The organism is Brevibacillus laterosporus LMG 15441 (assembly GCF_000219535.2).
Lineage (GTDB): Bacteria > Bacillota > Bacilli > Brevibacillales > Brevibacillaceae > Brevibacillus_B > Brevibacillus_B halotolerans.
In genome coordinates this window covers 2,180,641-2,204,944 of the sequence record NZ_CP007806.1, presented here as the reverse complement: position 1 = coordinate 2,204,944, position 24,304 = coordinate 2,180,641, and the positions used below count along the sequence as shown (strand labels likewise).

The window sequence follows — 24,304 nt, the reverse complement described above, 5'->3', positions numbered from 1 at the left end:
ATCCGAGTTCTATAACAAAAGGCTGATACAATTTTTATGGGTAGGTTATCCACAGATTTTTGGCCCCTAAAAAAATGATCTGGTCAGGGCAGATAAAAAAGAGATCGGCATCTGCCCATAAAAAAACTATGTACATCAAAAAAACTAAGTCTTTATCTTTTCCTTATTACTTAATATAAAGAGGAATGTTGTTTTTGATGTAAACATATTAGGAAGCTTGAACAAAAGAACCTATGACATATTGTATTCATATGTATGGGCTAGAGGAAATTGTATTTTTTCATTCACATCTACAAAGAGATGCTACTGTAGCGTATCCATATTTTTAAGGCTACGTTTTTCATAACTGAAAATAACAAGCTGGGTTATTCTACTATACCACCCAGCTTTTAGCCCAAATTTTTACTTTTCAAAAACAAGAGGAGTTCTAACCGAAATAGAACTTACTTTTCGATCTGAAGAATTATTATCTACCTGGATAAAAATTATATATTTTCCCACATTATAATACATCTCATAGCCACCATAGGCTTCATTATTATAAGCATTCGTTGGTTCGCCTAAGCCTTGTCGAATATCATGTTCTGTAAGCTGAACATTGTAATAGGTTGGTTCGACCGTTATTCGGTTAAGCTTAGTAGTTGGCTTTACTTGATTTAATTCTTCTCCGCAGGAATCATGGTCATAAAAGAAATTGGCAGTGGTCTTAGGATGGTCATAGCTATACGTCCAGCATTCAACATTTGCCACTTTAGGTTTTCCATAGGCTTTTTCGATTTCATTGTAAGCGGTTCCTATTGAAGTCTTGATACCTTTCAGCTTACCTTTTTCCGCTTGCTCTTTTATATCGAGGAGCAGTTTTCTCTTGGTCGAATCGAGGGGTTCTGTAGATTTAACAGTAGGTTTGTCTGTAGTTGCTTTGCTTATTACCCCTGAATCAGTTGAGTTTCCTTCTTCTGTTTTTCTTATTCTTTTCTTTTCTGTCGCCACTTCTTTTTTCTCTTCTGAAATTTGGATGTCGACGTCCTTGTCTGCTTGTTTCGATATAGAACAGCCTACTAATAATAGCGAGATAGCTGTAAAATATTGCGAATATATGTGCTACTTTTATTATGTGCCATCTTCTTATAAGAGAAATCTTTCTATTGTCGATGACATAAAATAATGACAACGCCCTTATAATTGTAAGATACTGGTCATTTTACTTCAACACAACTTTGATGATATTTTAATGGAGGACTCTAGTCTTTTACGCAAATAAAAAAGACCTAGCGCGTGGCTAGGTCTCTTTTGGCTGTATAGACGATCAATTAACGAAGTAATTGAAGTACACCTTGAGGCTGTTGGTTAGCTTGTGCAAGCATTGCTTGAGCTGCTTGACTCAAGATGTTGTTTTTCGTGAAGTCCATCATTTCTTTTGCCATATCAACGTCACGGATACGGGATTCAGCAGCTGTTAGGTTCTCTGCAGTTGCTCCCAGGTTGTTGATTGTGTGCTCTAGACGGTTTTGGTTTGCACCTAGTTTAGAGCGCTCTTCGGATACTTTGTTAAGAGCGTTGTTGATGGTTGTGATTGCTTTGTCTGCTGCTTTTTGAGTGGAGATGTTAACACCTCTTGAGTCATCAACGTCTGTAGCGGCAGCTTTAGCTACTGTAATAGCTGCAGGTGCTGTAGTTTGAATACCAGTCATTTTAGTAGGATCATTAGCTTTTACTTCTAATCCTACTTTTTTAAGTGCTTCCATAATATCAGCTTTAGTAGCTGTACCAGCAGTTGGTCCAGCATTCTGAGCTAGTGTAACAGTAATTACATTGCTATTTTTTGGATCTACTGTAGCAGTAGTTTCTGCTACTGCAGTAGGACCAAGTGCATTAAAATTAATAGTAATATCGCTATCACCACTGCGGTTCGTAATTGCTAAGTCTAATGCTACAGTATCTTTAGAAAGGCCGTTTACACCAAGCTCTTTATTGCTCATGTCGTTAATGCTCAATTTGATGCTTTGTCCTTGGTTAGCACCGATATGGAATGTTTTGTCTTCAAAAGATCCATCTAGTACTTTTTGGTTGTTGAACTCTGTGTCTGTAGAAATACGTTTGATTTCTTTGGACAATTCATCAACCTCTGCTTGAAGCTTTTGACGGTCTACGCCTTCGTTTGTGTCAGAAGATGCTTGAACGGCTAGTTCGCGCATACGTTGTAGGATGCTGTGTGTTTCAGTCAAAGCACCCTCAGCTGTTTGGATCAAAGAGATACCGTCTTGTGCGTTTTTAGAAGCCATTTCTAGACCGCGGATTTGACCACGCATTTTTTCAGAGATCGCTAGACCTGCTGCGTCATCACCTGCACGGTTGATGCGAAGACCAGAAGACAATTTCTCCAGGTTTTTACCAGATGCTCCAGTGTTTACACCTAGTTGGCGGTGCGTGTTTAGGGCTGATACGTTGTGATTGATTCTCATGATTTGTTACCTCCGTGTTTTTCATTTCTTGAACCATCCATTTGTTCAAGATGATGTTGTATTGTTCATTTTAAATAAAGTTGCTTCATTCAAAATGACAATTGATACAATCACCTCTATAGGCTAGTAGTAACTCTACGCCTAGTACCTATCGTTCAGAAAATATGACTTAGGTGACTACTACTTATATCGGATTCGTTTTATAAAACTTTACAGTACCGTAGAATGTTTTTTTATTCAAACTTTTTGTACAGTTGATTGTAGATTACGGGGCTCATTTTTACAAAAAGAAAAGACCTAACTGATTCGTTAGGTCTTTCTTATCATTATCATCGCTCAATTAGCGAAGTAATTGAAGTACGCCTTGAGGTTGTTGATTAGCTTGTGCAAGCATTGCTTGAGCTGCTTGACTCAAGATGTTGTTTTTCGTGAAGTCCATCATTTCTTTTGCCATATCAACGTCGCGGATACGGGATTCTGCAGCTGTTAGGTTCTCTGCAGTTGCTCCCAGGTTGTTAATTGTGTGCTCTAGACGGTTTTGGTTTGCACCTAGTTTAGAGCGCTCTTCGGATACTTTGTTTAGTGCGTTGTTGATGGTTGTGATTGCTTTGTCTGCTGCTTTTTGAGTGGAGATGTTAACACCTCTTGTGTCATCAACGTCTGTAGCGGCAGCTTTAGCTACTGTAATATCTGCTGCAGGTTTTGCAGTTACAACATCAGTCATTTTAGTAGGATCATTAGCTTTTACTTCTAATCCTGCTTTTTTAAGTGCTTCCATAATATCAGCTTTAGTAGCTGTACCAGTTGTAGCATTCTGAGCTAGTGTAACAGTAATTACATTGCTATTTTTTGGATCTATTGTTGCAGTCGTTTCTGCTACTGCAGTAGTACCAAGTGCATTAAATTTAATAGTAATATCGCTATCACCACTGCGGTTCGTAATTGCTAAGTCTAATCCTACAGTATCTTTAGAAAGGCCGTTTACACCAAGCTCTTTATTGCTCATGTCGTTGATGCTCAATTTGATGCTTTGTCCTTGGTTAGCACCGATATGGAATGTTTTGTCTTCAAAAGATCCATCTAGTACTTTTTGGTTGTTGAACTCTGTGTCTGTAGAAATACGTTTGATTTCTTTAGACAATTCGTCAACCTCTGCTTGAAGCTTTTGACGGTCTACGCCTTCATTAGTGTCAGAAGATGCTTGAACTGCTAGTTCGCGCATACGTTGTAGGATGCTGTGTGTTTCAGTTAATGCACCCTCAGCTGTTTGGATCAAGGAGATACCGTCTTGCGCATTTTTAGAAGCCATTTCTAGACCGCGGATTTGACCACGCATTTTTTCAGAGATTGCTAGACCTGCTGCGTCATCACCTGCACGGTTGATGCGAAGACCAGAAGACAATTTCTCCAGGTTTTTACCTGATGCGCCAGTGTTTACACCTAGTTGACGGTGTGTGTTTAGTGCTGATACGTTGTGATTGATTCTCATGATAATACCTCCGTGTTTTAATTGTGTAGTCTTGAGCCATCCTATGCTCATGCTTATCTATAATAATCACTCTTCCCACAGTATGCTTTTGGGATAAAATCACCCTAAATGACTACGTAAGTCGAATGTTATTATCAATGGGAATGAGACGATAAAAATAATAATTTTAAGGAGAGAAGAAACCTATAGTATCTAGGTTTCTTCTCATTTAGTTAATAGCTAGTCAATTAACGAAGTAATTGAAGTACGCCTTGAGGCTGTTGGTTAGCTTGTGCAAGCATTGCTTGAGCTGCTTGAGTAAGAATGTTATTTTTTGTGAAGTCCATCATTTCTTTTGCCATATCAACGTCGCGGATACGGGATTCTGCAGCTGTTAGGTTCTCTGCAGTTGCTCCCAAGTTGTTGATTGTGTGCTCTAGACGGTTTTGGTTTGCACCTAGTTTAGAGCGCTCTTCAGATACTTTGTTTAGAGCGCTGTTGATGGTTGTGATTGCTTTGTCTGCTGCTTTTTGAGAAGAGATATCAACACCAATTGTGTCATCAGCAGTAGCAGTTTTCAAAGCATTAGCAGCTGGAGCTGTAGGCAGAGCAGCAAGCTTTCCAGAAAGATCTAAATCTTTACCAGTTGCATCCTTTTTAGCGGATGCAAATGCTGCTCCAGATTCCCTCAATGCGTTCAACACATCTTGCTTAGTAGCAGTGATTGCCCCTGGATTTACTTTATCACCACCAGCTTGTGCTAATGTAATAACAATTTTCTTGTTGGCTTCATCGTATGTAGCCGTTGTTTTTTCAACAGCTTTTGCATCTTTGTCGCCCAACGCTGTATATTCAATAGAAAGATCATTAGCAGTAACTTTGCTGTTTACAATAATGTCCGTACCAGCCAATTCTAAATCTGCACCTTTGTTACCATTCACACCAAGATCTTTATTGCTCATGTTGTTGATGCTCAATTTGATGCTTTGTCCTTGGTTAGCACCGATATGGAATGTTTTGTCTTCGAAAGATCCATCCAATACTTTTTGGTTGTTGAATTCTGTGTCTGTAGAAATACGTTTGATTTCTTTAGACAATTCGTCAACCTCTGCTTGAAGCTTTTGACGGTCCACGCCTTCGTTTGTGTCAGAAGATGCTTGAACTGCTAGTTCGCGCATACGTTGTAGGATGCTGTGTGTTTCAGTTAATGCACCCTCAGCAGTTTGGATCAAAGAAATACCATCTTGCGCATTTTTAGAAGCCATTTCTAGACCGCGGATTTGACCACGCATTTTTTCGGAGATTGCTAGACCTGCTGCGTCATCACCTGCACGGTTGATGCGAAGACCAGAAGACAATTTCTCCAGGTTTTTACCAGATGCGCCAGTGTTTACACCTAGTTGGCGGTGTGTGTTTAGTGCTGATACGTTGTGATTGATTCTCATGATAATACCTCCGTGTTTTAGTTGTGTAGTCTTGAGCCATCCTATGCCCAAGCTGATATATAATAATCACTCTTCTTGGGGTAGCACATTGTTCGGAGGATCGATGCATATTCACGTGCTTCCACCTTCTTATGCACTTCTGCCCCATACGTACTACTTCACAATAGAATGTTATTACCGATGAAAGTGTTCGTTCCTTTTAGCTGTTCATAGCCAGTCAAGCTATTCTTTTCCTAGATTGTAGTTCAAAATCAGCTTACTATTATTACTATCGGAATTAGTAGTAGCATCCTTAACAGTTTCTAAAAAAATTTTCTTACAAAACTGCACTCTTATAAAAACGTAAAGATTTACCTCCAAAAAATGTTATTTATTTGTTACTCATACCTCTATTTGCAATGTTTTTAACAACCATTCCCAACTGTTTCATATTTACGTTTGTTTTGCAATACACTCCCTGTCCTTAGGAATCATGAGCTGAATAGAGCTTCTCTTCTTTATAAGCGATTCTGTAGATCTGCTCGTGTTACTAGTCAGTGATTAATCGTATCCATATGCACCACAATTATAGTAGCTGCTCAACTTTATCAACACTATCAAATTGAACTCTATATCTTCTTGAGTTAATCTTGCTGATATTTCTATATAATCCTATTTGCATGGTTGCTGAATTTAATGATAGAATGCAATTTCTTTCAAATCGGATATAGAATCATGCGAAATTGATGAAGACAATTTTAGACTTTATCCAGTTGTTTATAAGGTAATCTTGTGCAATCAAACTGACCAAAATCAGTTAAAAAGATTGGTTCACCAAATCAATATTTTACGATTATATGAATTACTTTATTATCCTTTTTTATTTACATAAATTGTTAACAATCTTATAATATAACGGAACTATTATATTGGAGGGATTTGGAAAGTGAATTTTAGATTACTTACATTTGTACTTTTACTCAGCTTAGTTAGTCAAACCATTTTAACACCGTTTCAAGCATTTGCTGCTTCAGATGAACTTTCAACCATCAGCAAATCTGAAGCACAAAAAGAGTTTACGGACTTACATCAGGGTTCTGAAGAAGATAATTCCCCTGATGACACACCTATTGTTCTCCCCACTGAATCATCTGAAAGTAGCGAGGATATAGAATTAAAGGAGCAAGTCTCCAGAGATATAACTAATCCTATTGAAAAAGAACCGGAAAACAATATAAGTGATACAAATAAAGATAGTACTGTTTTAGAAGAAGTAGAAGAAGTAGAAGAAGCAGAAAAAATAGAAGAATCAGAAGAAACAGAAGCTAATGTTGATGATTTTAAGAAGCGTAACAAACGTGCAATCGTAGCAGTAAAAGAGGAAGTAACTGTACATAAAGGAGAAACAATTGTATTTGAAAGTGATACAGCTGTATCAATATCAAGTAATGCAACAAGCTCTAAAAATAACCTGTACCATTATATAAAGTATGACACTAAGGGTGCACCTGTTGAGTTTTTTGAGAATGCTAGAGGTGGAAAGTCTATAAAAGGTAAAATGATCGCTACAGTCATTACTGATGAACCTGTAACCTTTACATACCCTACAGGGGTAAACGTCTCATTTCCTAACACCTCTGCATTGAGGACTGTTGAATTAGAAGGAAACGAAAGCTATACATTTACAAACACTTCAGATTTCAAATTTTATGTGAAAGCTAAAGGAGGAACGAAAAGTCCCTCTCCTAAATATGATTATTCTCTTTATGACTCTGATGATAATTTAATCAAAGCTTTAGTAGCTCAGGGGTCTGGATCTCAGGCAGGTGGGGTTCTTTTAAAACCGGGTGAAAAAGCTGTTGTAACCACAATTTCGGGTGATTCTATTAGATTTTTAGCCCCATTTGATTTAACAACAGGTGGACATAGTGATACCCCGGCTTTGATCAGAACAGAGTTATCTTTGGATGAATCGTTGACTCTTACCAATATAAGTAATAAGTTAATTCATTTGCAAACGAATGCTTCATCTAAAAAACCTTTTAAGTATGTAAAATACAAAAGTAATGGAGAACCCGGTCTTCTTAATCTAAAACATACAACAAACACTTCAATAAGTCCTGGTGAAACAATTGTAGTATCACCGTCAACAAGTGAGCCTGTAACATTCATCTACCATCCCCTTCAGTTCCTCAATGAGGAAGAATCTGATCCTCCTTTTTATGAACAAGTACTGCAAAAGGGTGACAGTTATTATTTTGATAATTTGAGTGACTTTCCATTAAGTCTGAAAGAAATCCGAGTTTCTTCCTCTGATAAATTTGATTATAAAATTTATGATGACGAAGGTAATTTTGTCAGAGAATTTGTAAATACATCAACACCTCCAAAATTATCACCTAATGGTAGAGCTTTAATTAGTAATGTATCAGATAACCCAATTACCATTTACAGCCATTATAGATATTTATCTTCTACAGATAGCGCTGAACCAGCTCTTGAACGTGTTGTGTTGCATGAAGGAGAAACAATTGAATTTGCTAATATCTCTGATAAAGCACAAAAAATCCGGACGGATACTTCTAAAAAGGATGACAACCTAGTTCATATGGCTAAGTACAAGTCTGATGGTTCGATTAGAAGTGATGCATTTTCGTATCTTTGGGGTTCGGTTGTTGGAACAAATTCAAAAGAAAAAACGGTATTACGAAACGAAAAAATCGTATTTACTAGTATTTCTAAAAACCCAGCTACATTCATTTACAATAAAGATAACTTTTCCATGCGTTATTCTAAGAAGGAAGCTCTCACCTATAAACTTTTACATCAAGGTGAAAGCATAACTCTCTATAATAACACTGATCATGATACGTTACTTAAATCATTTGGGATACGCGAAAAATCAAAATACAACTACAAACGTTATTTAAAGGATGGCAGAACGCAAGAATATGAAGGCTATATTAACAATACAGCGTTACCAGCCCATAGTCGTGTAACGATCACCCTTTTAAGCGAGGAACCAATTACATTCTATGGACCGACTGAACTTATTACTGAAGCAGCCAGTATGCTCCCAACATACAATACGCTTGAGCTTCATTCATCTCAAACATTAGACCAAGAAAATACCGATACTCTTTATTACAAATTTACAACAAACAAATCAGGATTACATCGCCTGTTTACTGACTCTATTGACGTTAATAGCACTGATATCAAAATATACGAAGATCCTCAGCTAACTACATTAATTACGGAGAGTTCCGAAAACATTACGCTTGGATCCTCTCATTATAAAAAAGCGGAAGCTCTTTTGAGAGGAAACCAAACCTATTATGTTCAACTAACAGGTGCTAACTCCGGCAGAAGCATTACTCTTGAAGAGGATTTTGATTCAACGCCTCAAGATGCAACACTGGGTACTCTCAATGCTATTTATGACTTTGATCTCAGTTCAGTATTTGACATTGATTATTATCGATATATTTTACCTGAATCATCTCAACTGAACATTATTCTTCCAAAAGGAATAGCCACTATTGAAAATGGAAACGGGGATATTTTAAAAATAATAGTAGCTGGCAGTGATGATACTGTATTCATACCCGAAAATCCCGGCGTTTATTTTGTAAAGCAACAATTAAATCCTGAAGAACCTCAGTATCGAACGAAACGAAGCATTGGAAGTAGTAAAGGAAAATTTGCTGTTAAAGATTTAACTCCTACCCCGATCTTTACTCCTATCGTTTCGGTGCCTGGTTCTAAACAACCTGTCTCTTTTAAATGGAAATATTTAAGTCCACATAACAAAACTATTTTTGAAGTTTATTTAAAAGTTGATGGGAAAAAGAAATATTTAGTTTATCGTAACGAAAAAAATGAGTTATTTGAAGCAAATAAAAACTACAGTTTCCTTTGGGATGGGTTTATAAATGTAAATCAAGAAGGTTTCGGGGCTTATGCAGGTAATGGGCGATACACGGTATCTATTTTTGCTGAGGATGCTCCTCAATTTAAATATGAAGCCGATGTTATTGTAAATAATTCTATTGCCGCTGCTGAGATTAATGCAGATTTATTGATATCTAAATATAACAGTACGATTCCACAGGCTAAAATTTCAGAAATGCAGATGCTCTTGGAGAAAATGAGCTTTTATGAAGGCGAAATTACTGGGAAATATGATACTGAAACATTGATGGCAGTAATCGCATATGAAAATGTTCTAAATAAATGGAGTCGTCAATTAGCTGTAGAAGTATATACAAAAGGGACAGGTTATTTTTCTGAAGTTGGACAAATAGATAACAGACTCCTTAATTACGCAAAAATAGATGCAGGTTTAGGCCGTGATAAATTTGGAAGTATATATGATATATTTTACACTGGAGATGTCTTAATACTTTCTGAAGTGGCTTCAAGTGTAGCTGGAGTTGCATATGAGTCTATTATCCTTACTAAAAGAGGATCTCAATTAGTTAAGGAAACGGCTAAAATTTTGAAGTCAAGTAAAGTTGAATCGGTTATTAAAGTTTTTGATAAAAGTGTAATAAAAATAGAACATATTTTTTCAAAAAAGCACATTAATAATGGAATAATGGATCTAGGAAAAAATCAAAACGAAATACTAGAAAAATTTATTAACACAGTAAAAACAGCGGATAGTAAAGGGATGCTCAAAGAAGGAATGAACCAGATTCAAACCATAATTAACGGGCATGAAGCCGAGATTCGAGTTTTTGTTTCTGAAGGAAAAGTACTGAATCTGGATGGTTTTAAGGGGTTCTCTACACGAAAAATGGGAAACAGTATTAAATTCCCTTAGAAAAGGAGATATTCATGGAAAAGCAAGAACTGTTCAAGAACATATTAGATTTATCACCATCTCATGATATAGAACAAATTGAATCTTTTATAGATAGCTATCTTCATCTTCATCCCACTGACATTGACATATTGATTCGTGGTGCTGTCTTAGTTTTAAGTCCCCCTGTTGCTGATGTATATAAAAGCTTAGATTATTTAGAAAAAGCGGTAACCATCGACCCTACTAATCATAAAGCTTGGTTTATTCTTTCCCATATTCATGAAACAAGACTGGGAGGTATTGACATCAGGGTTATCGACCATCTTTCTACGTTACATCCAAAGGAAAAAGAAACCCAATCTATCATTGAATTAATAAAAGGATGGTATTCTTGTAAAATTGATGACCTAAACAATTATAAAATCTATTTACAGAAATCAATTGATTTAGCACCTAACTTCGTTTTTAATCGTGTAGAATTAGGAAAGCTTCTATTAGACCTAGGGTATAAAACAGAAAGTAAGCATCAATTTAAGATAGCTCTTCAAAACGTTGTTAAAATATACACTATAGAGGAACCAATTATGGATTTAACTGATTATGATGAATTTATTAATGAGAACATCAAAGGGATATACCTTACAGAAGTAGTGGTTGCTGGTTATAAAAAATATCTATAAAAACCCAGGGCATTACTAAGTACATCTTAGAGATAATTTTTATCTCAAAAAATCGTATAAAAGCTCATCTCTAGTTAAAGGGGGGACTGACCCCCGTTTCTAGGACAGGGATCAAAACACCTTACAAGTTTAAGCAGCCAGTCGACAGGTTAATCCTTCGAGGATGAACGTTTCCGACTTGAGGCAGGCGTGAAACGATTCAATCGGGGCGTTATCAGCAGGTGTTCCCTTCCGGGACATACTCATGGTAATGCCTCTTTCCTTTACAGCTAATTGGTAAGCCGACGATGTATAGACTGACCCTTGATCACTATGCAACATGCATTGCTCCAGTGGTGGAAGTTGCTGCAACGTATCTAAAACCAAGGTAGTATCTTGCTTGTCTCCAATATTGTAGGCGATGATCTCGCCATTGTATAAGTCCATGATACTGGATAAGTACAACATTTTTCCGTCGTAAGGCAGGTAAGTAATGTCTGTGACCAGCTTCTGTAGCGGATGATTCGCCTGAAAATCCCGTTTTAAAAGATGATCCGCAACCTGTATCGGTTGTCCGATTCTCTTTCGCTTTTTTACTTTGACTCGACATTGCAATCCTTCTTCTCTCATAATTCGTTGCACTCGCTTATGATTAATTTGCATCACTCGTCGCAAAAGTGCAGTGATTTTACGGTATCCATAACGAAAGCGATGTTCCTGACACAATCTTCGGATATGGGAAACCAAAGGATTCAGAACCTGTACGTCTAATCGTTTTCTCCATCGATAGTACGTAGAGCGAGGAATTTCGAGCCACTGGCATGCTAATTGCGTAGATACTTCTCCCTTTATCTCGTTCATCCATTGAACTACTACTTCTGGTGACACCTCCTTTCCCATACGTGTACTGTTTACCTACAGGCTGCTCAAAACGATGTGTCTCGCCATTTCTGTACCATCGCATCCATGTTTTAAGTTGTGTTTTGTTTTTAATACAAAGCTGATCCATCACTTCTTTCACGGGGATACCAGCCAATCTCATCTCAACAGCCTTCATCTTAATTTCCATAGGGTAACTCACTCTCGTTGCCAAAGAAAAAACACCTCCAGGTTACTTCCCATATCTTACGACATGGTTGCATTCTCTTGAAGGTGTTTTGATTTGTCTCACGTTATGGGGTCAGTCCCTTAAAGCTTGAGATGGGCTTTCTATTCTTTTAATACCAGTGGAGTCAACAGAGATAGTATTCTCTCTAATAAATTGGGACAACTTCAATAAATACTGCACGCTACACTTTTGGCGCGAATTAAAAATCCATTAGAGGCTACAATGCCGGTAAACAGATGTCTTGATGCTCGGACACATGAGAAGCAAATTGATTTGTATTATCAATGGCTTGTGGGTCCATGGCTAAGAGCATAAGATCCTCCTCGTATATCAAATGTTTCTGACAAAGCTCTTGTTACCAAATGTAAGACCATTGGGAAGAACCGGTAACTGCTCCATCGTGTATAGTAGCCCATTTTCTTAAATGGTATTAAGACATGTCTCCCCCAGACGGTAGAAGCTCCATTACAGATTCCAACTGAGTCACTATGGGCTTCTTCTGATATCGTTCTCCATGTACTTCTTCTCATTCAGTTATTTCGCAATGTTGACGAATACCCCATTATTGAGTAGTTTTAAAGCAGCTGTTGAGAAGGCTTAAAAAAATGGTATAAAATATGGTGAACTAATAATTGTAGATGGATGGGAGTTAGTGTTTGCTAAAACGGATTGCTACCATTGATAAAGCATGCATTATATAGATAAAAGAGGGATATACATGTTACGAAAAATAGGAATCCAAGAAATAGTACATGAAACTCTAGAACTAGATGATTATACTCCGTTCAATGTTTACTGGAAAACTCCATTTGTATTTCCTACTCAATACTGGAGAACTGGCGATTTAAAAGAATCCTTTATAGAGATTGGGATTAATTTAGACTCAGGTGAATTACTCTCCATTACATCACTATTACTACCTTCTATATCTTATGAGTCGCCCACTTTCTTAAATAGTCAAAAAGCTATTGATCAATCTGGCATCCCAGTCTTTGATATGTCTGCTTGGGAAAATATCAAATATATTGATAATCCTATTGATTTCCAATCATTCTTTTTTAATGGAAAGGTAACCATAGTTTTTGATGATACAAATGCAGCAGCTTCTACGTTATCCTCGGAACATTTTACGTTTTATTTTGATTCCAATCATTTTTTGATAGCCTTTGACCTTGGAAATCTTTCTGAAGAGGAAATCCTTCAATTGAGTTCTTCAATTAAATTGAATACAAATTGTAACATGTAACGTTATACCAGATTTAATTGCCCCCATTTGTTTAAAGGTTTCTTGTTAACTTATGGAGGCTAGGATGCGGAAAGGATTGACTTATGTGTTTCGACATTACGCGGCTGGACTCGACTTGCTACAGAGATAGCTCTCGTTGTTGTCATCGTTTCGCTGTTATCTTCGCTTCTTTATTACTACCACTGATAATTCAAAGTAACTCGCCCGTTTGAATAGCTGTTCTAGTATTCACAGCTATTTTGTTGGACATAGGAGTATCCGCAAACCTTGTGCTCAGTCAACGTTCGATTTTTCGTTGAGGTCAGAAATTTGTAGTCGATTAAACAGGCTATTCATGGCTATTTTCTGTTTGGGTGATGCTATCGGCTCCTCTCTATCGGAGCATGGGCATACGCCTTAGGTAGATGGAGTACAGCATTATGGATTAGAATAGCTTTTCCGGTCATAGCATTGCTTTATTTTGCAACAGAGAAATAGTTCTTTGATCAAACTTTAGCCGTCAGGATTCGCCTGACTGCATGAATATGGTTTCTATTTCCATCCGCTGTGGAGAAGAAGGTAAAAAGTCCACGTTTAAAACACTATAGCCACAACAAGCAGCATAGCTGGATTTCCAGTAAGATAAATGTGATACGTCACACAATTTCGGAATATTGTCCCTATGTCTTTAACCTTTCTTCTACAAAAAAATCCCGTTTCACTGTTAAAAAGCGAAACGGGATCTCATCCTTAGCAATCAAAATATATACAAAAACACAGTTGCCTACACGAGTCAAAATTACGGCATTCTGTTACATGCCCTTCTCATTCATGATTGACTCGACTCTTTGATCCATCAGCCCAGTTTAATCACACAACTACCTAACACCTTATCTCCAAAAACTAGCTCCAGATGGTCGCCATCTGCAATCGCACCCACGCCTGACGGTGTGCCTGTAAACAGGACATCTCCTTTTCCTAACCCAAAATGCTCACCTGTAAAATCAACCAAGGACTGAATGTCAAAGATCATGTCTGTGATATTGCCCCGTTGTACTTCCTGACCATTTTTCAACAGGCTAAAATCCACCTTTTCTAGCTCAGCAATACTGCTAATTGGTGTGCTTGCAGTCAGGATCGCGGAGTTACGGAAGCCTTTCGCCAATAGCCAAGGAAGCTTCTTCTCTTTTAATTGGTCCTGTAAATCTCGCATGGTAAAATCAATGCCTAGTGAAACACGATCGATTAACTCGTCAGCTTTCATTCCTTTTTGATAAGCTTGATTTATATGTACGACCAGCTCCACTTCGTAGTGAATGGCCCCCTGATCATTTGGCAAGCGGATATCTTGTCCATCCGCAATTACCTGAGCATGGGTTGGCTTCATAAAAAGAAAAGGAGATGTCGGCACCTGATTACCTAGTTCTGCTACATGTAAACGATAGTTACGACCTACACAAAAGATGTTTTGCACTTGTTCCATGTCTTCTACCTCTTTTCTGCTAGCTAAGGAATGAGTCTAGTAACAACGAATCATTGATCGACTTCCTTGCGTTATAGATGTCATTGCTCTCTTATTTTAACACTGAACACAGGGATTTGGTGCATGCTTATGAAAATTCTCGGAGTCACTAACTGCATATGATGTTGAAATCGGAAAGGATAACTCACATTCGTCCTACTCCACTTTTGCCCTATCATGATCGAGCAAATGCTACGTCCTGCCCAAAAATGTAGTCGAACCCCTTGCACATGAAATGATTTTTCCATCAATTATTTCCAGTTTGATCCTCGATAGCCAGCTTCCCTTCTTCCATTTCCATAGATCATAACCGTTCAAGTACGAGGCATGAAAAAATCCAAGACCCCTTCATAATAGGATGTCTTGGATCTCACAAGCTTTACACCTGACGCTCTGCTACAATATATTGCACATACTCTTCTGCACTCTTTTGAACCGTATGCTTATCTGCTTGAAATACCCCATGGAAAATATACGCAGGCAAAAATGTCGTACCGATAAAATTACTTGTTGCTTGGAAAGGCTTCAATAATTCGCTCATGGAATACTGATTAAGGCCACCAGCACGATATTTGTCCTCCGAGCTACCAGTGGATATCGCAAGGATTAAATCTTTGTTGTGTAAGTTGTTGCCATTCGTCCCGTACGCCCAGCCATGTGTGAGAACTGTATCCTGCCACTTTTTCAGTAACGACGGCGAGCTATACCAATAGAGAGGGAACTGTAAAACAATTCGGTCATGCTGCTCACATAGCTTTTGTTCTGCTTCTACATTTATTTGTTCATCAGGATATTCCTTATACAGCTCATGTACGGTAATCGCTTCATGCTTATTTGCTTCCTCTATCCAAGCGCGATTAACAACCGATTCCTCCATATTTGGATGAGCAACAATAACTAACACCTTCATGAGATTACCTCCGAATTAACTGAGATTACGCTTCCTGAATAAGTGCTGTCCTATTATCCTACTTTTTGTTCAATCCTTGCTTCTCAACAAATTCCTTCATATACATACGAGCAGGTTTGGACAGCATATTGGCCATCTGTCCTGTCCATGTATCTGAGCGTTCCCCTTGTGTACGTTCCTGATAGTAGCTAGAAATCGTGGCGTTATACTCCTGTAATTGCTGTTGATAGCTCTGTTTATCCTGATTATATTTCTCCTGATGGTACACATGCCCAATTGGCAGACGCGGCTTCTGACTTGACTCCTGTAATGGATAGCCTACTGTCATCGCAAAGAGTGGCATAACGTGAGTAGGGATGTCTAAAAGCTCTGTGACAGCCTGCAATTGATTGCGCAAACCACCAATATAGCAAATGCCAAGCCCCATAGATTCTGCTGCAAGAGCCGCATTCTGTGCTGCAAGGGTCGCATCAATCACCGCTACCATGAATTTTTCTGTGCTTTCAATGGCTGGAGACAGGTCTTGCCCTTCCATCTCGGCAATCACCTGATGACGGTGTAAATCGGCGCAAAACACGAATAGATGCCCATTGGTTTCCACATACGGTTGATTACCGCATAGCTCAGCCAACTTGCGTTTTGTCTCTTTATCTGTAATTCCGATGATGGAATAAGCTTGTATGTAACTGGAGGTAGAGGCCGCTTGGGCACATCTGACAATGGTCATAATTTGTTCTTCTGATAACGGACGATCCTCATACTGTCGAATAGAACGGTGGTTCAACATGGTTTCAATGATGTTATTCATAGATATCTCCTCCCATTTCCTGCTCTTGCCTAACAAGGAACGAAAAAATCTGTCCCTTCCTCTATTAAATATCCAAATGAAAGGATAAGCAAACGCTGAAGGAAAAGAAAGTGTAACAAGAAAAGTCAGTCTTTTCTTTTCCTTGTGTTAATCCTTATACGGATCAAACTCATCCGCCCCTGCCATGCATACTCCTACAGGCTTTAACACATGTAAAACGTCCAGAGTTTCGGCGTGAGCTTGTAGGACGTCCTGAAGCTTTTTATAAACGAAGGGACTTTCATCGGGTCCTGCACCTCGAAGCTCTACCCCAAAATCCTGCACCGCTTTTTTCATCTGCTCCTCGGTAATCTTTCCTCCGCTACGCTTGCGAGTTTTCCAATTAAGCCGACCGGCGGCCTCTGTTCGGCTCATCATTCTACCCGCACCATGCACCGTACTGTAAAAAGCTTCTTTATTTTCCTTCGAATCCTTTCCTTGAACAATGACAGAAATATCTCCCATACTACCACCAATAAATCCAAGCTGACCCGGAGCTGAAGGAGTTGCCCCTTTACGTACAACAACATACTCCTTCTGATCATGTATTTCCTTCCATGCAAAATTATGATGATTGTGCACCTCAAACGTACTGGAGGCTCCTAAAATTTTTAATACCTGATCAATCACATAATCCCGTCCTGCATAAGCATACTTACCGGCTAAGCTCATTGCTCGCAGATACATATCACCAATTTCCGTATCTAAATCTAGCAGAGTCGGTGCTTGATCCATGGACTCTCCTGGTGTCTTGTCGGAAAAACTACGACCGTGAGCCAAATTAAGAAACCCACTTGCAGTCTTATGACCAAAGCCACGACTGCCAAAATGATTCGCAATCCATACGACGTCCGTAGCTTCTTCCACAAAAATATCGACAAAATGATTACCGCTACCTACCGTCCCTAATTGGTTGTGCGCCAATGAATAAAGGGATTGGTATTCTTTTTTGCCAATTTGCTTATACACGTTCCAGTTATCATCATCAAACAGCTCGTGATCTACTTTTTCTTTATTAACGCGGCCCATTCCAAAAGAGATTCGCTTGGCAATTTTGTTCATGATAGCAGGCATTTTTTGCTGAATATCCCGATACAGTAAATTAGTACGAACAGCCTTGTTTCCGCATGCTATATCATAACCTACCCCAGATGGGGAGATTTGTCCTTCGTAGACGACAACTCCCCCAACCGGTTGGGAGTACCCTTTATGATGATCTGCCATCAATAACACCTGCACAACATTTCCATGCTGAGCGCAAGTTACAGCTTGCGAGACAGCATTATCTAGGGGTGTTCCCCAGACACGCACATTTTGAATCGTTTGGTACATGTTACACTCTCCTAGTTGCTTATTCTTTTCAAAATACTCCGATTTTACCCTTTGCCAGTGGTCTTATAACATGATTGTAGCAAACTTGCCTCAATCTTTGCATCTTTTATCCAATTCGATTGTATATTTTTCTCCTTATGCTAAAATAATTCCAACTATCTGATAATTCCACAATAAACCAATAAACGAAGATCAAGAGAGGAACAGGTAAAATGAATCCAGAACATATCTTTCCAAAGCTTGAAACAGAGAGACTCATTCTTCGTCAGTTGCAGCCCTCTGATGCACCTGCCCTATTTCATTATTTCTCCAAGGATGAAGTAATGAAATATTATGACTTAGAAACGTTCTCAGAACTAGAACAAGCAGAAAACCTCATTTCTTTATTTAACGAACGTTATATGGCAAAGCAAGGGATTCGCTGGGGCATTACACAAAAAGCGGACGATGTAGTGATTGGAACCTGCGGATATCATAATGTTCGTACGGAGCATTCCAAAGCAGAGATTGGTTACGAGCTATCTCCTACATTTTGGCAGCAGGGGATCATGACTGAAGCGGTTCAAGCCATTATTAAATTTGGATTTTCTCAATGGAATTTGAATCGGATTGAGGCCTTTATTAATCCGGAGAATGAGGGGTCCAGAAAACTTTTAACCAAAATAGGGCTTCGAGAGGAAGGCTTCCTGAAGGAATATTTTTTCGAAAAGGGCTGTTTTGTTGACGCTGTTATTTTTGCCATTTTGCGAAAGGAGTTTACTCATAAAAGGTAAAAATAAGAGACCTTTATCCCAAAAGATAGAAGGTCTCCCTCTCTTTTCTGATGCGGCTGTTGGTGACTTTAATCCTTCCTGAGAATTTGATAGCTGTGGCGAAAGAGTAACCTGTAGCTATCTGTATCCTCAAAATAGTTGTTCTATTCCTTTAGCTTTATAAGCGCAGGACCTCCGCAACCTCCCCTAGTGCCTTCGCAATCCGAGCTTCCTCTACATTGGAAACATTGATTCGCCATAATAGCTCTTTTTCAGAGTCCTTCATGTAGTAACGGTCTACAGTGTCTATAATAATTCCGCGTTTGAGCAGATTTGTTTTTACCTTGGTTTCCGATATTCGCTCTTTTGTCTTTATATACGAGTGCACACCACCATTTAACGGAGCTTCCACCACATTATGACTTTGTTGCCATTCGCGAAGCGTACTTGCACGTTCCTTAACAAAAATCTGGAAACCCCTAGAGTTAACCTTTATCATGATGTCATTAGGTTTCGTTTGCTTTAATATCCTTTCCCTGACCCAGCACCTCGGTAATGGTACCATTTCGGCTTTTTTTGCACCTTGGAGCGATATGCGCTTTGTGTTGGCTATAATATATCTGAGCATTCTGTCTTCTGTAGGCACTGCCTTTTTATCCAATTATGTTCTATCTAAAATAGAGGCTACTAAGATGAGCGTATTTAACAACCTTTCAACACTTATCTCAATGCTAGCTGGGGTCATTTTTCTACAAGAGGAATTAGGGTATTACCATTACGTAGGAGCAGCCATGATTATAGTCGGAGTGATTGGTACTTCCTTTTTAGGCCAAAAGAGACACCAAACACAAAGCATCCCAAAATCTTAAAAATGAATGATGTTATTACGGAATCCATGGGTACTAGCCTTGAGTCTTTCTAAGACCTCAAGGCTTATTTAAGTAAGAAAGCATTTCGTTTATTGTTCATTTCGAAGAGGATGTACGAAAGGCTGTCTAACACTTTTTTCTCTGAAGTTGCAAAAGTATACGATTCAAATATTGTTTTTTTTGTTAAAATGAGAGCTGGGAGTGCCAATCTGCAAACTTCCTCTATTCCATCATCTAAGGAGTGTCAAAATGGGAGCCTATCTCGTACCAATTCAAACTGCATTATTCATCTTTCTCCTTGTAGCCTTCGTCTTGACTGTTCCTTATATGATCTTTAGCTATAGACGCTATGGTTACATCAATAGGTATCGTGTCCTTTTCCTGTCTTCCTTTTTGTTTTACGCACTATGTGCCTATTTTCTAGTGATTCTACCTTTGCCGGACATCATTGATACTTGTTCCATGCAATCACCGGGAACCGTTTATTACAATTTACAGCCATTTTCCTTTGTACAAGACTTTCTCAAGGAGACAAATCTTGTCTGGTCCAAACCAGCTACCTATCTGTCGGCCTTACGAGAACGTGCCTTTTTGCAAGCAGCCTTTAACTTCCTATTATTGTTGCCATTAGGTGTCTATGTACGGTATTTCTTTAAGAAAGGTTGGAAGTTTGCATTAGGTGTAGGCTTTGCAACGTCACTCTTTTTTGAAATAACACAGCTAACTGCCCTCTATGGCTTTTATACTTGTCCATATCGTCTATTTGATATTGATGATTTGATGCTAAATACGTCCGGTGCAGTAGCTGGATTTTTCATAGCGCCATTTCTACTGATCATGTTCCCTCCTAAGGATCAATTAGATCAAGGGATTAACTTAGACGAAAAGCCTGTTGGCTACATACATCGTTTGTTGGCCTTCATGATTGATTCTCTAATCGTAGAAAAGCTAACATCTGTGTTTACGGATTTGTTTGTTAGAAATACGCCTTCTACGAACTGGGGGGTTACGACATTTCAGTATCCGATCATTACCATTGCCTGCTTCATTCTTTACTTTATAGGAATGACCTATTTATGCAAAGGGCAAACCGTTGGACTATGGCTATTGCGTCTTAGGGTTGTATCCACCGCACATCAGGAGCTAACAATAAAAGAGATCGCCAAGCGGAACATCTCCTTCTATATCGGGAATATCGGAATTACCTCCATAGGTTATTTTATCCTGAATGGATTGCCAACCACCCTATCATACTATCCGCTGCTCTATATTATGATTTTTGGAGTAGTTTTCTTATATCAGTCCGTGTTAGTACTTCACTTCGTACTGATCATCCTACGAAGAAAACGGCAATTTTACTATGAAACCATTAGCCAAACAAGAATTGCACGTAAAATAAAAGAACCTAAAACAACAGATTAAAGACGAGCTAATCTCAGCGAAAAAGCTTGGAGTTTCATTCTCCAAGCTTTTTTATATGCATCGCAAATGACTAGAGTACCCCCTACAAAAAAGAATAGCTATCCTGAAAAGAAAATATCGGCAACAACTATCGGTAAATTTTATTGAATTTTTCTGAATTTTAAAATAATATAGAAGAAATTTGTTTTATATCATAATTTTTAGGAGGATTGTTATTCTATGAAAAAAATGTCACTTGCAGCCATCGGTCTTGTTAGCTTATTAAGTACGTCTAGCGTTTTTGCATGGGATGGTACCGCTACATCAATAGCATCTAAGGACAAGCTTACAGTAGAGGATCTGCCCGAAAAGATGCCTGGTAAAACTGTTCTTGCATTCTCAAATGGAACATTTACGGTGAAGGAAGAAGCTAAACCATCACAGGTAAAAGCACTTTCAGCTAATGAAGAATATTCAGTTGAAATACTAGAAAAAATGCAGCACTCAGAAATTGTAACTGATGAGGAGCTAGCCCAATTGCCTGTACACCCAGAAATCGCATATAACGAGATTGAACCTCAAGAGGGAATGCTTGCCTACTACAATGCGGAGGGAGATCTGTATAAGGTAACCCTAGACGGAGTAAATGTGTTAGCAGCTTGGGCAAAGGGACCAGCAACCCCAGGTACTTATGGCCCGTGGGGTGCGCACAAAAACAAGATTATTGCGACTGCTACCGATGTTGAAGGTACAGGACGTGTCACCAACTTCACTGATGCAATCGGAGATCATGATAATCGACTTAAAAAATATGACGCCGCTACTAAAGGCGTATACGATAATCCAAAAAGCAATACCTCGATTCGTGTTCGCAATTTTAATAATGATCGCATTGTCTATGTATATAAAAATGATATAGGTGCCTTACCAGATGCAGTCCTCGATGTTTGGCAGCCTACTCTTGCGGATTTTGGTGAAAAAGTCTCAGACTATACTAGTTTCCCTGGCCGCTATTATTATGTAAAATAAGTAATATCGCAATTCACCACATTATTCAGGAGATTCTAATCAATGAAAAAACAACTCCTCTTTTTCTTTTTGATACTTTCTACCTTACTTGTTTCTTGTAGCCCTACCAAATCACCTTATCTCTCCATTACTGTAACAGCAGGCGAAGGTGACCAGCTTTTATCCACTATCTATGAATATGACCTATCTACGAAAAAATTATTGATGCGAGGACAAGTACCGTATACATCGCAGTACCCTTTAACTGCTGTGGATGTCAAACGACAGGTGATTTACTATACCGGACGCGATCAATCTGGGTTAGCCGATCAGTTACAGGTGTATGATTTGACATCAAAGCAATCTCAGACGCTTACAACTGATTTATTCGCTATCAATGAATTGTTTGTTATTGATAAACAAGTAATTTTGGCTGCTTCCTCCAAAAAAGCAACAGACAATCATATCATGCCACTCGCTTCCTATGATTTGGATCATAAGCAATTCCGATTCTGGTGGGACCCCAATAAGGAGGATACCACCGTTAAGTTTGCAAAACCCATTCCTGGAACCAATCGGTTATATGCTGGGCTATACTCATTTGGGGAAAGTTTCACCAATCTTGAAAAAGCAAATCAGCTACAGCTACAGGCCGGAGCAGAGCCCCCTCTCTACACAGTATTCGAGTTTGATGATAGGGGAAATAAAATCAAGAAATGGTTTGAGACAAAAGAGGAGTTACCTTTCTTTGCACTATCTTCTGATCAAAAACAAGCCTTTTATAGCAGTGCTACTACCACCTTTACGCCTAGAAGCTATCAGTTCCTTGAGCTTGCCACTTCTTCCAAAACTCCTTTTACACCATTTGAACAGATTTCTGATGCGTTTTTTGAACCCGGGGATCAGGGCTTGCTGCTGCTTGGTACCTATCAAAAAAAACGTGGCGTTTATCGATACGATCTCCAAAGCAAGGAGGTTACTTTACTAATGGAAGAGCCTACTAAAGCATTTATAAACAATTTCACTCTAATGGAAAAGTAACACAAAGGGACACGCAACAGGAACCATATTGCCGACTGCCTTTCTTGTACAGTATAGTCGAGAGAATTGGACCAAACGACTTATAACTGGCAAAAGCTAGTACCTTTTCAATAAAAATGCCCGCAGCTCCTCTTGGCCACGGGCATTTTAGAGACTTTCCTTACATCTGTGCATCCATCATTCTTCGCAGATGTAAGATTATGTTTTCCTCCATAAACTCTACGTCGTCATACGTAATATAGTCACCTTGTTTTACGATTCTTTTCAAACGGATGTGCGGACCAATTAAACCAATCGGCAATGCATTCATCCGCTGTTTATCCGTAGCTGTCACGATCCTGCCAAATGCCGTGAATCCACCGATACAATCTAATGCGTCACCGGGCAGCAAATCTTTTTTAGCTACCGCCACGGTTTCAGCTACAGAGCCGTAATACGGTATAATGGTTGGCTCTTGATCTAAATAAGCTTTGGCTACCGAAAGCGGTGTTTCTAAACTACACAGGTGATACGGGCGATATAATACATAATGTGGGCCATTCCCCATTTTGAGATATCGCATTTCGTGGTGTACTTCTTCTTTATCAGAAGTAATGATTGCAAACACACCTGGAGCAATTCCATCCACATACTCTACGATCTTGTGCTGATGTAAAATACCGCCATGCTCTTGTAATCGGAAAATGTCCGGCAATTCTCTCACTCCTGATTTTACTCCATGCATACCCGGTATATCAGGAATAAAGCCAGTAGCATTGGCTACACATGTCATCTCGACCATCGTCTTGGTTCCATCCTGGAAAGAAGCAATCATCTTCGGACTAGCACCTTTTTGGAGCGCTTCCTCACGCGCCGTGTCCGGATTTGCAAAGTAATTTACTTGATTGTTTTTTCCCTTTCCAAGCGCCACAATCTCAAATCCTAATGCATCTGCAAAATCATGCAATTCCATAATACATCCAGGCTCGTCCCCTGCTGTCCCTGTATAGACCAACCCTGCGGCTCTAGCCATTTTTGAAAGGAGCGGGCCAACAGTCACATCTGCTTCCGCATTTAACATCACTACATGTTTTTGATTCATAATACCATCCCATGCCATTTTAGCGCCGATAGTAGGAACCCCTGTCGCATCAACGATCACATCTACTTCCTTGAGACTAGCTATCAGAGAGGCATCCTTCGTGACAACTACGCTTCCTCGATTGATGGCTTGATCTGCTTTATCATTATCTTGCGTTTCATAAATGTCGGTATCTCCTACCCCAGCCTTTTTGTACGCATTCACTGCATTTTCTGGCGCAATATCGGCTGTAGCAACCACTCGCATGCCTTTCATCGACTCAATTTGAGAAATCAGCCCGCGCCCCATTTGCCCTGCCCCGACCAAACCTACCTTGATAGAGCCTCCGTCTTTTGCCAATTCAGCTAGTTTTCGATTGATGTTTAGCATCATACTTCTCCCCCTT

General features: G+C 39.0%; 18 protein-coding genes and 3 pseudogenes. 9 read left to right on the top strand and 12 right to left on the bottom strand.

The window, feature by feature from the left end; genetic code table 11:
- Nucleotides 1-402: 402 nt before the first annotated feature.
- The 4 genes from BRLA_RS10120 to BRLA_RS10105 all read right to left on the bottom strand — a co-directional run bounded on the left by BRLA_RS10120 (nt 403) and on the right by BRLA_RS10105 (nt 5,375).
- Nucleotides 403-990 (bottom strand): hypothetical protein, encoded by a 588-nt coding sequence (locus BRLA_RS10120; protein WP_003337248.1) that lies wholly within the window; start codon nt 988-990, stop codon nt 403-405.
- A gap of 320 nt (nt 991-1,310) precedes the next feature.
- Nucleotides 1,311-2,462, bottom strand: a complete 1,152-nt coding sequence (locus BRLA_RS10115) for a flagellin N-terminal helical domain-containing protein (protein ID WP_003337247.1) — start codon at nt 2,460-2,462, stop codon at nt 1,311-1,313.
- A gap of 340 nt (nt 2,463-2,802) precedes the next feature.
- Nucleotides 2,803-3,951 (bottom strand): flagellin N-terminal helical domain-containing protein, encoded by a 1,149-nt coding sequence (locus BRLA_RS10110; RefSeq protein ID WP_003337245.1) that lies wholly within the window; start codon nt 3,949-3,951, stop codon nt 2,803-2,805.
- Nucleotides 3,952-4,178: 227 nt separating this feature from the next.
- A complete protein-coding gene (locus BRLA_RS10105) occupies nt 4,179-5,375 on the bottom strand; it encodes a flagellin N-terminal helical domain-containing protein (RefSeq protein ID WP_003337244.1) in 1,197 nt (398 codons plus the stop codon).
- A gap of 925 nt (nt 5,376-6,300) precedes the next feature.
- Here BRLA_RS10105 and BRLA_RS22775 point away from each other — a divergent pair.
- Both BRLA_RS22775 and BRLA_RS10095 read left to right on the top strand, forming a co-directional pair.
- Complete coding sequence (locus BRLA_RS22775; protein ID WP_003337243.1) at nt 6,301-10,182, top strand: polymorphic toxin type 35 domain-containing protein; 3,882 nt, start codon at nt 6,301-6,303, stop codon at nt 10,180-10,182.
- Nucleotides 10,183-10,196: 14 nt separating this feature from the next.
- Nucleotides 10,197-10,844 (top strand): tetratricopeptide repeat protein, encoded by a 648-nt coding sequence (locus tag BRLA_RS10095; protein ID WP_003337242.1) that lies wholly within the window; start codon nt 10,197-10,199, stop codon nt 10,842-10,844.
- Nucleotides 10,845-10,994: 150 nt separating this feature from the next.
- Here BRLA_RS10095 and BRLA_RS10090 read toward each other — a convergent pair.
- Together BRLA_RS10090 and BRLA_RS25245 are read right to left on the bottom strand one after the other, a co-directional pair.
- A pseudogene (locus tag BRLA_RS10090) lies at nt 10,995-11,684 on the bottom strand (IS3 family transposase); the annotation flags it as partial.
- A 34-nt stretch (nt 11,685-11,718) separates the two neighbouring features.
- Nucleotides 11,719-11,916 (bottom strand): annotated as a pseudogene (locus tag BRLA_RS25245) (IS3 family transposase); the annotation flags it as partial.
- Between the two features lie 733 nt (nt 11,917-12,649).
- Here BRLA_RS25245 and BRLA_RS10080 point away from each other — a divergent pair.
- On the top strand, nt 12,650-13,177 hold the full coding sequence (locus BRLA_RS10080; protein WP_003337238.1) for a hypothetical protein: 528 nt from the start codon (nt 12,650-12,652) through the stop codon (nt 13,175-13,177).
- 99 nt (nt 13,178-13,276) lie between these two features.
- Nucleotides 13,277-13,654: pseudogene (locus BRLA_RS23635) on the top strand (MFS transporter); the annotation flags it as partial.
- A gap of 358 nt (nt 13,655-14,012) precedes the next feature.
- On the opposite strand, the gene BRLA_RS10075 reads toward BRLA_RS23635, so the two are convergent.
- The 4 genes from BRLA_RS10075 to BRLA_RS10060 form a co-directional block, all read right to left on the bottom strand.
- A complete protein-coding gene (locus BRLA_RS10075; RefSeq protein WP_003337236.1) occupies nt 14,013-14,639 on the bottom strand; it encodes a fumarylacetoacetate hydrolase family protein in 627 nt (208 codons plus the stop codon).
- A gap of 418 nt (nt 14,640-15,057) precedes the next feature.
- A complete protein-coding gene (locus BRLA_RS10070; RefSeq protein ID WP_003337235.1) occupies nt 15,058-15,588 on the bottom strand; it encodes an NAD(P)H-dependent oxidoreductase in 531 nt (176 codons plus the stop codon).
- A 58-nt stretch (nt 15,589-15,646) separates the two neighbouring features.
- The gene (gene nfsA / locus BRLA_RS10065; RefSeq protein ID WP_003337234.1) at nt 15,647-16,396 is read right to left on the bottom strand and encodes an oxygen-insensitive NADPH nitroreductase; all 750 of its coding nucleotides are present in this window, start codon (nt 16,394-16,396) and stop codon (nt 15,647-15,649) included.
- 147 nt (nt 16,397-16,543) lie between these two features.
- On the bottom strand, nt 16,544-17,767 hold the full coding sequence (locus BRLA_RS10060) for an RtcB family protein (RefSeq protein WP_003337233.1): 1,224 nt from the start codon (nt 17,765-17,767) through the stop codon (nt 16,544-16,546).
- Nucleotides 17,768-17,979: 212 nt separating this feature from the next.
- Between BRLA_RS10060 and BRLA_RS10055 the strand changes: the two genes are divergently transcribed.
- Nucleotides 17,980-18,540 (top strand): GNAT family N-acetyltransferase, encoded by a 561-nt coding sequence (locus BRLA_RS10055; protein WP_003337232.1) that lies wholly within the window; start codon nt 17,980-17,982, stop codon nt 18,538-18,540.
- A 157-nt stretch (nt 18,541-18,697) separates the two neighbouring features.
- Here the strand turns inward: BRLA_RS10055 and BRLA_RS10050 are convergent, their stop codons facing one another.
- Nucleotides 18,698-19,018 carry a hypothetical protein gene (locus BRLA_RS10050; protein WP_236867746.1) on the bottom strand — a complete coding sequence of 107 codons (321 nt, stop codon included), beginning with the start codon at nt 19,016-19,018 and terminating at the stop codon, nt 18,698-18,700.
- On the opposite strand from BRLA_RS10050, the gene BRLA_RS23140 reads away from it, so the two are divergent.
- From BRLA_RS23140 to BRLA_RS10030, 4 genes are all read left to right on the top strand, one after another.
- Nucleotides 19,017-19,388: an EamA family transporter gene (locus BRLA_RS23140; protein ID WP_336603402.1), complete on the top strand. Its 372-nt coding sequence runs from the start codon at nt 19,017-19,019 to the stop codon at nt 19,386-19,388. The two genes, BRLA_RS10050 and BRLA_RS23140, sit on opposite strands and share 2 nt — an antisense overlap.
- Nucleotides 19,389-19,637: 249 nt before the next feature.
- A complete protein-coding gene (locus tag BRLA_RS10040; RefSeq protein ID WP_003337228.1) occupies nt 19,638-20,810 on the top strand; it encodes a VanZ family protein in 1,173 nt (390 codons plus the stop codon).
- Nucleotides 20,811-21,029: 219 nt separating this feature from the next.
- Nucleotides 21,030-21,818 carry a hypothetical protein gene (locus BRLA_RS10035; protein WP_003337227.1) on the top strand — a complete coding sequence of 263 codons (789 nt, stop codon included), beginning with the start codon at nt 21,030-21,032 and terminating at the stop codon, nt 21,816-21,818.
- Nucleotides 21,819-21,860: 42 nt separating this feature from the next.
- On the top strand, nt 21,861-22,838 hold the full coding sequence (locus BRLA_RS10030) for a hypothetical protein (RefSeq protein WP_003337226.1): 978 nt from the start codon (nt 21,861-21,863) through the stop codon (nt 22,836-22,838).
- Nucleotides 22,839-22,998: 160 nt separating this feature from the next.
- On the opposite strand, the gene BRLA_RS10025 is transcribed toward BRLA_RS10030, so the two are convergent.
- Entirely contained in the window at nt 22,999-24,288 is a 1,290-nt protein-coding gene (locus BRLA_RS10025) for an NAD(P)H-dependent oxidoreductase (protein WP_003344928.1), read from the bottom strand.
- Between the last annotated feature and the right edge of the window lie 16 nt (nt 24,289-24,304).

Excerpts from the sequence above, each read along its gene's own strand:
- BRLA_RS10115 (WP_003337247.1), bottom strand. The coding sequence starts at position 2,462 with ATGAGAATCAATCACAACGTATCAGCCCTAAACACGCACCGCCAACTA.
- BRLA_RS10110 (WP_003337245.1), bottom strand. The coding sequence starts at position 3,951 with ATGAGAATCAATCACAACGTATCAGCACTAAACACACACCGTCAACTA.
- BRLA_RS10105 (WP_003337244.1), bottom strand. The coding sequence starts at position 5,375 with ATGAGAATCAATCACAACGTATCAGCACTAAACACACACCGCCAACTA.
- BRLA_RS10095 (WP_003337242.1), top strand. The coding sequence starts at position 10,197 with ATGGAAAAGCAAGAACTGTTCAAGAACATATTAGATTTATCACCATCT.
- BRLA_RS10080 (WP_003337238.1), top strand. The coding sequence starts at position 12,650 with ATGTTACGAAAAATAGGAATCCAAGAAATAGTACATGAAACTCTAGAA.
- BRLA_RS10075 (WP_003337236.1), bottom strand. The coding sequence starts at position 14,639 with ATGGAACAAGTGCAAAACATCTTTTGTGTAGGTCGTAACTATCGTTTA.
- BRLA_RS10070 (WP_003337235.1), bottom strand. The coding sequence starts at position 15,588 with ATGAAGGTGTTAGTTATTGTTGCTCATCCAAATATGGAGGAATCGGTT.
- nfsA (WP_003337234.1), bottom strand. The coding sequence starts at position 16,396 with ATGAATAACATCATTGAAACCATGTTGAACCACCGTTCTATTCGACAG.
- BRLA_RS10060 (WP_003337233.1), bottom strand. The coding sequence starts at position 17,767 with ATGTACCAAACGATTCAAAATGTGCGTGTCTGGGGAACACCCCTAGAT.
- BRLA_RS10055 (WP_003337232.1), top strand. The coding sequence starts at position 17,980 with ATGAATCCAGAACATATCTTTCCAAAGCTTGAAACAGAGAGACTCATT.
- BRLA_RS23140 (WP_336603402.1), top strand. The coding sequence starts at position 19,017 with ATGATGTCATTAGGTTTCGTTTGCTTTAATATCCTTTCCCTGACCCAG.
- BRLA_RS10050 (WP_236867746.1), bottom strand. The coding sequence starts at position 19,018 with ATGATAAAGGTTAACTCTAGGGGTTTCCAGATTTTTGTTAAGGAACGT.
- BRLA_RS10040 (WP_003337228.1), top strand. The coding sequence starts at position 19,638 with ATGGGAGCCTATCTCGTACCAATTCAAACTGCATTATTCATCTTTCTC.
- BRLA_RS10035 (WP_003337227.1), top strand. The coding sequence starts at position 21,030 with ATGAAAAAAATGTCACTTGCAGCCATCGGTCTTGTTAGCTTATTAAGT.
- BRLA_RS10030 (WP_003337226.1), top strand. The coding sequence starts at position 21,861 with ATGAAAAAACAACTCCTCTTTTTCTTTTTGATACTTTCTACCTTACTT.
- BRLA_RS10025 (WP_003344928.1), bottom strand. The coding sequence starts at position 24,288 with ATGCTAAACATCAATCGAAAACTAGCTGAATTGGCAAAAGACGGAGGC.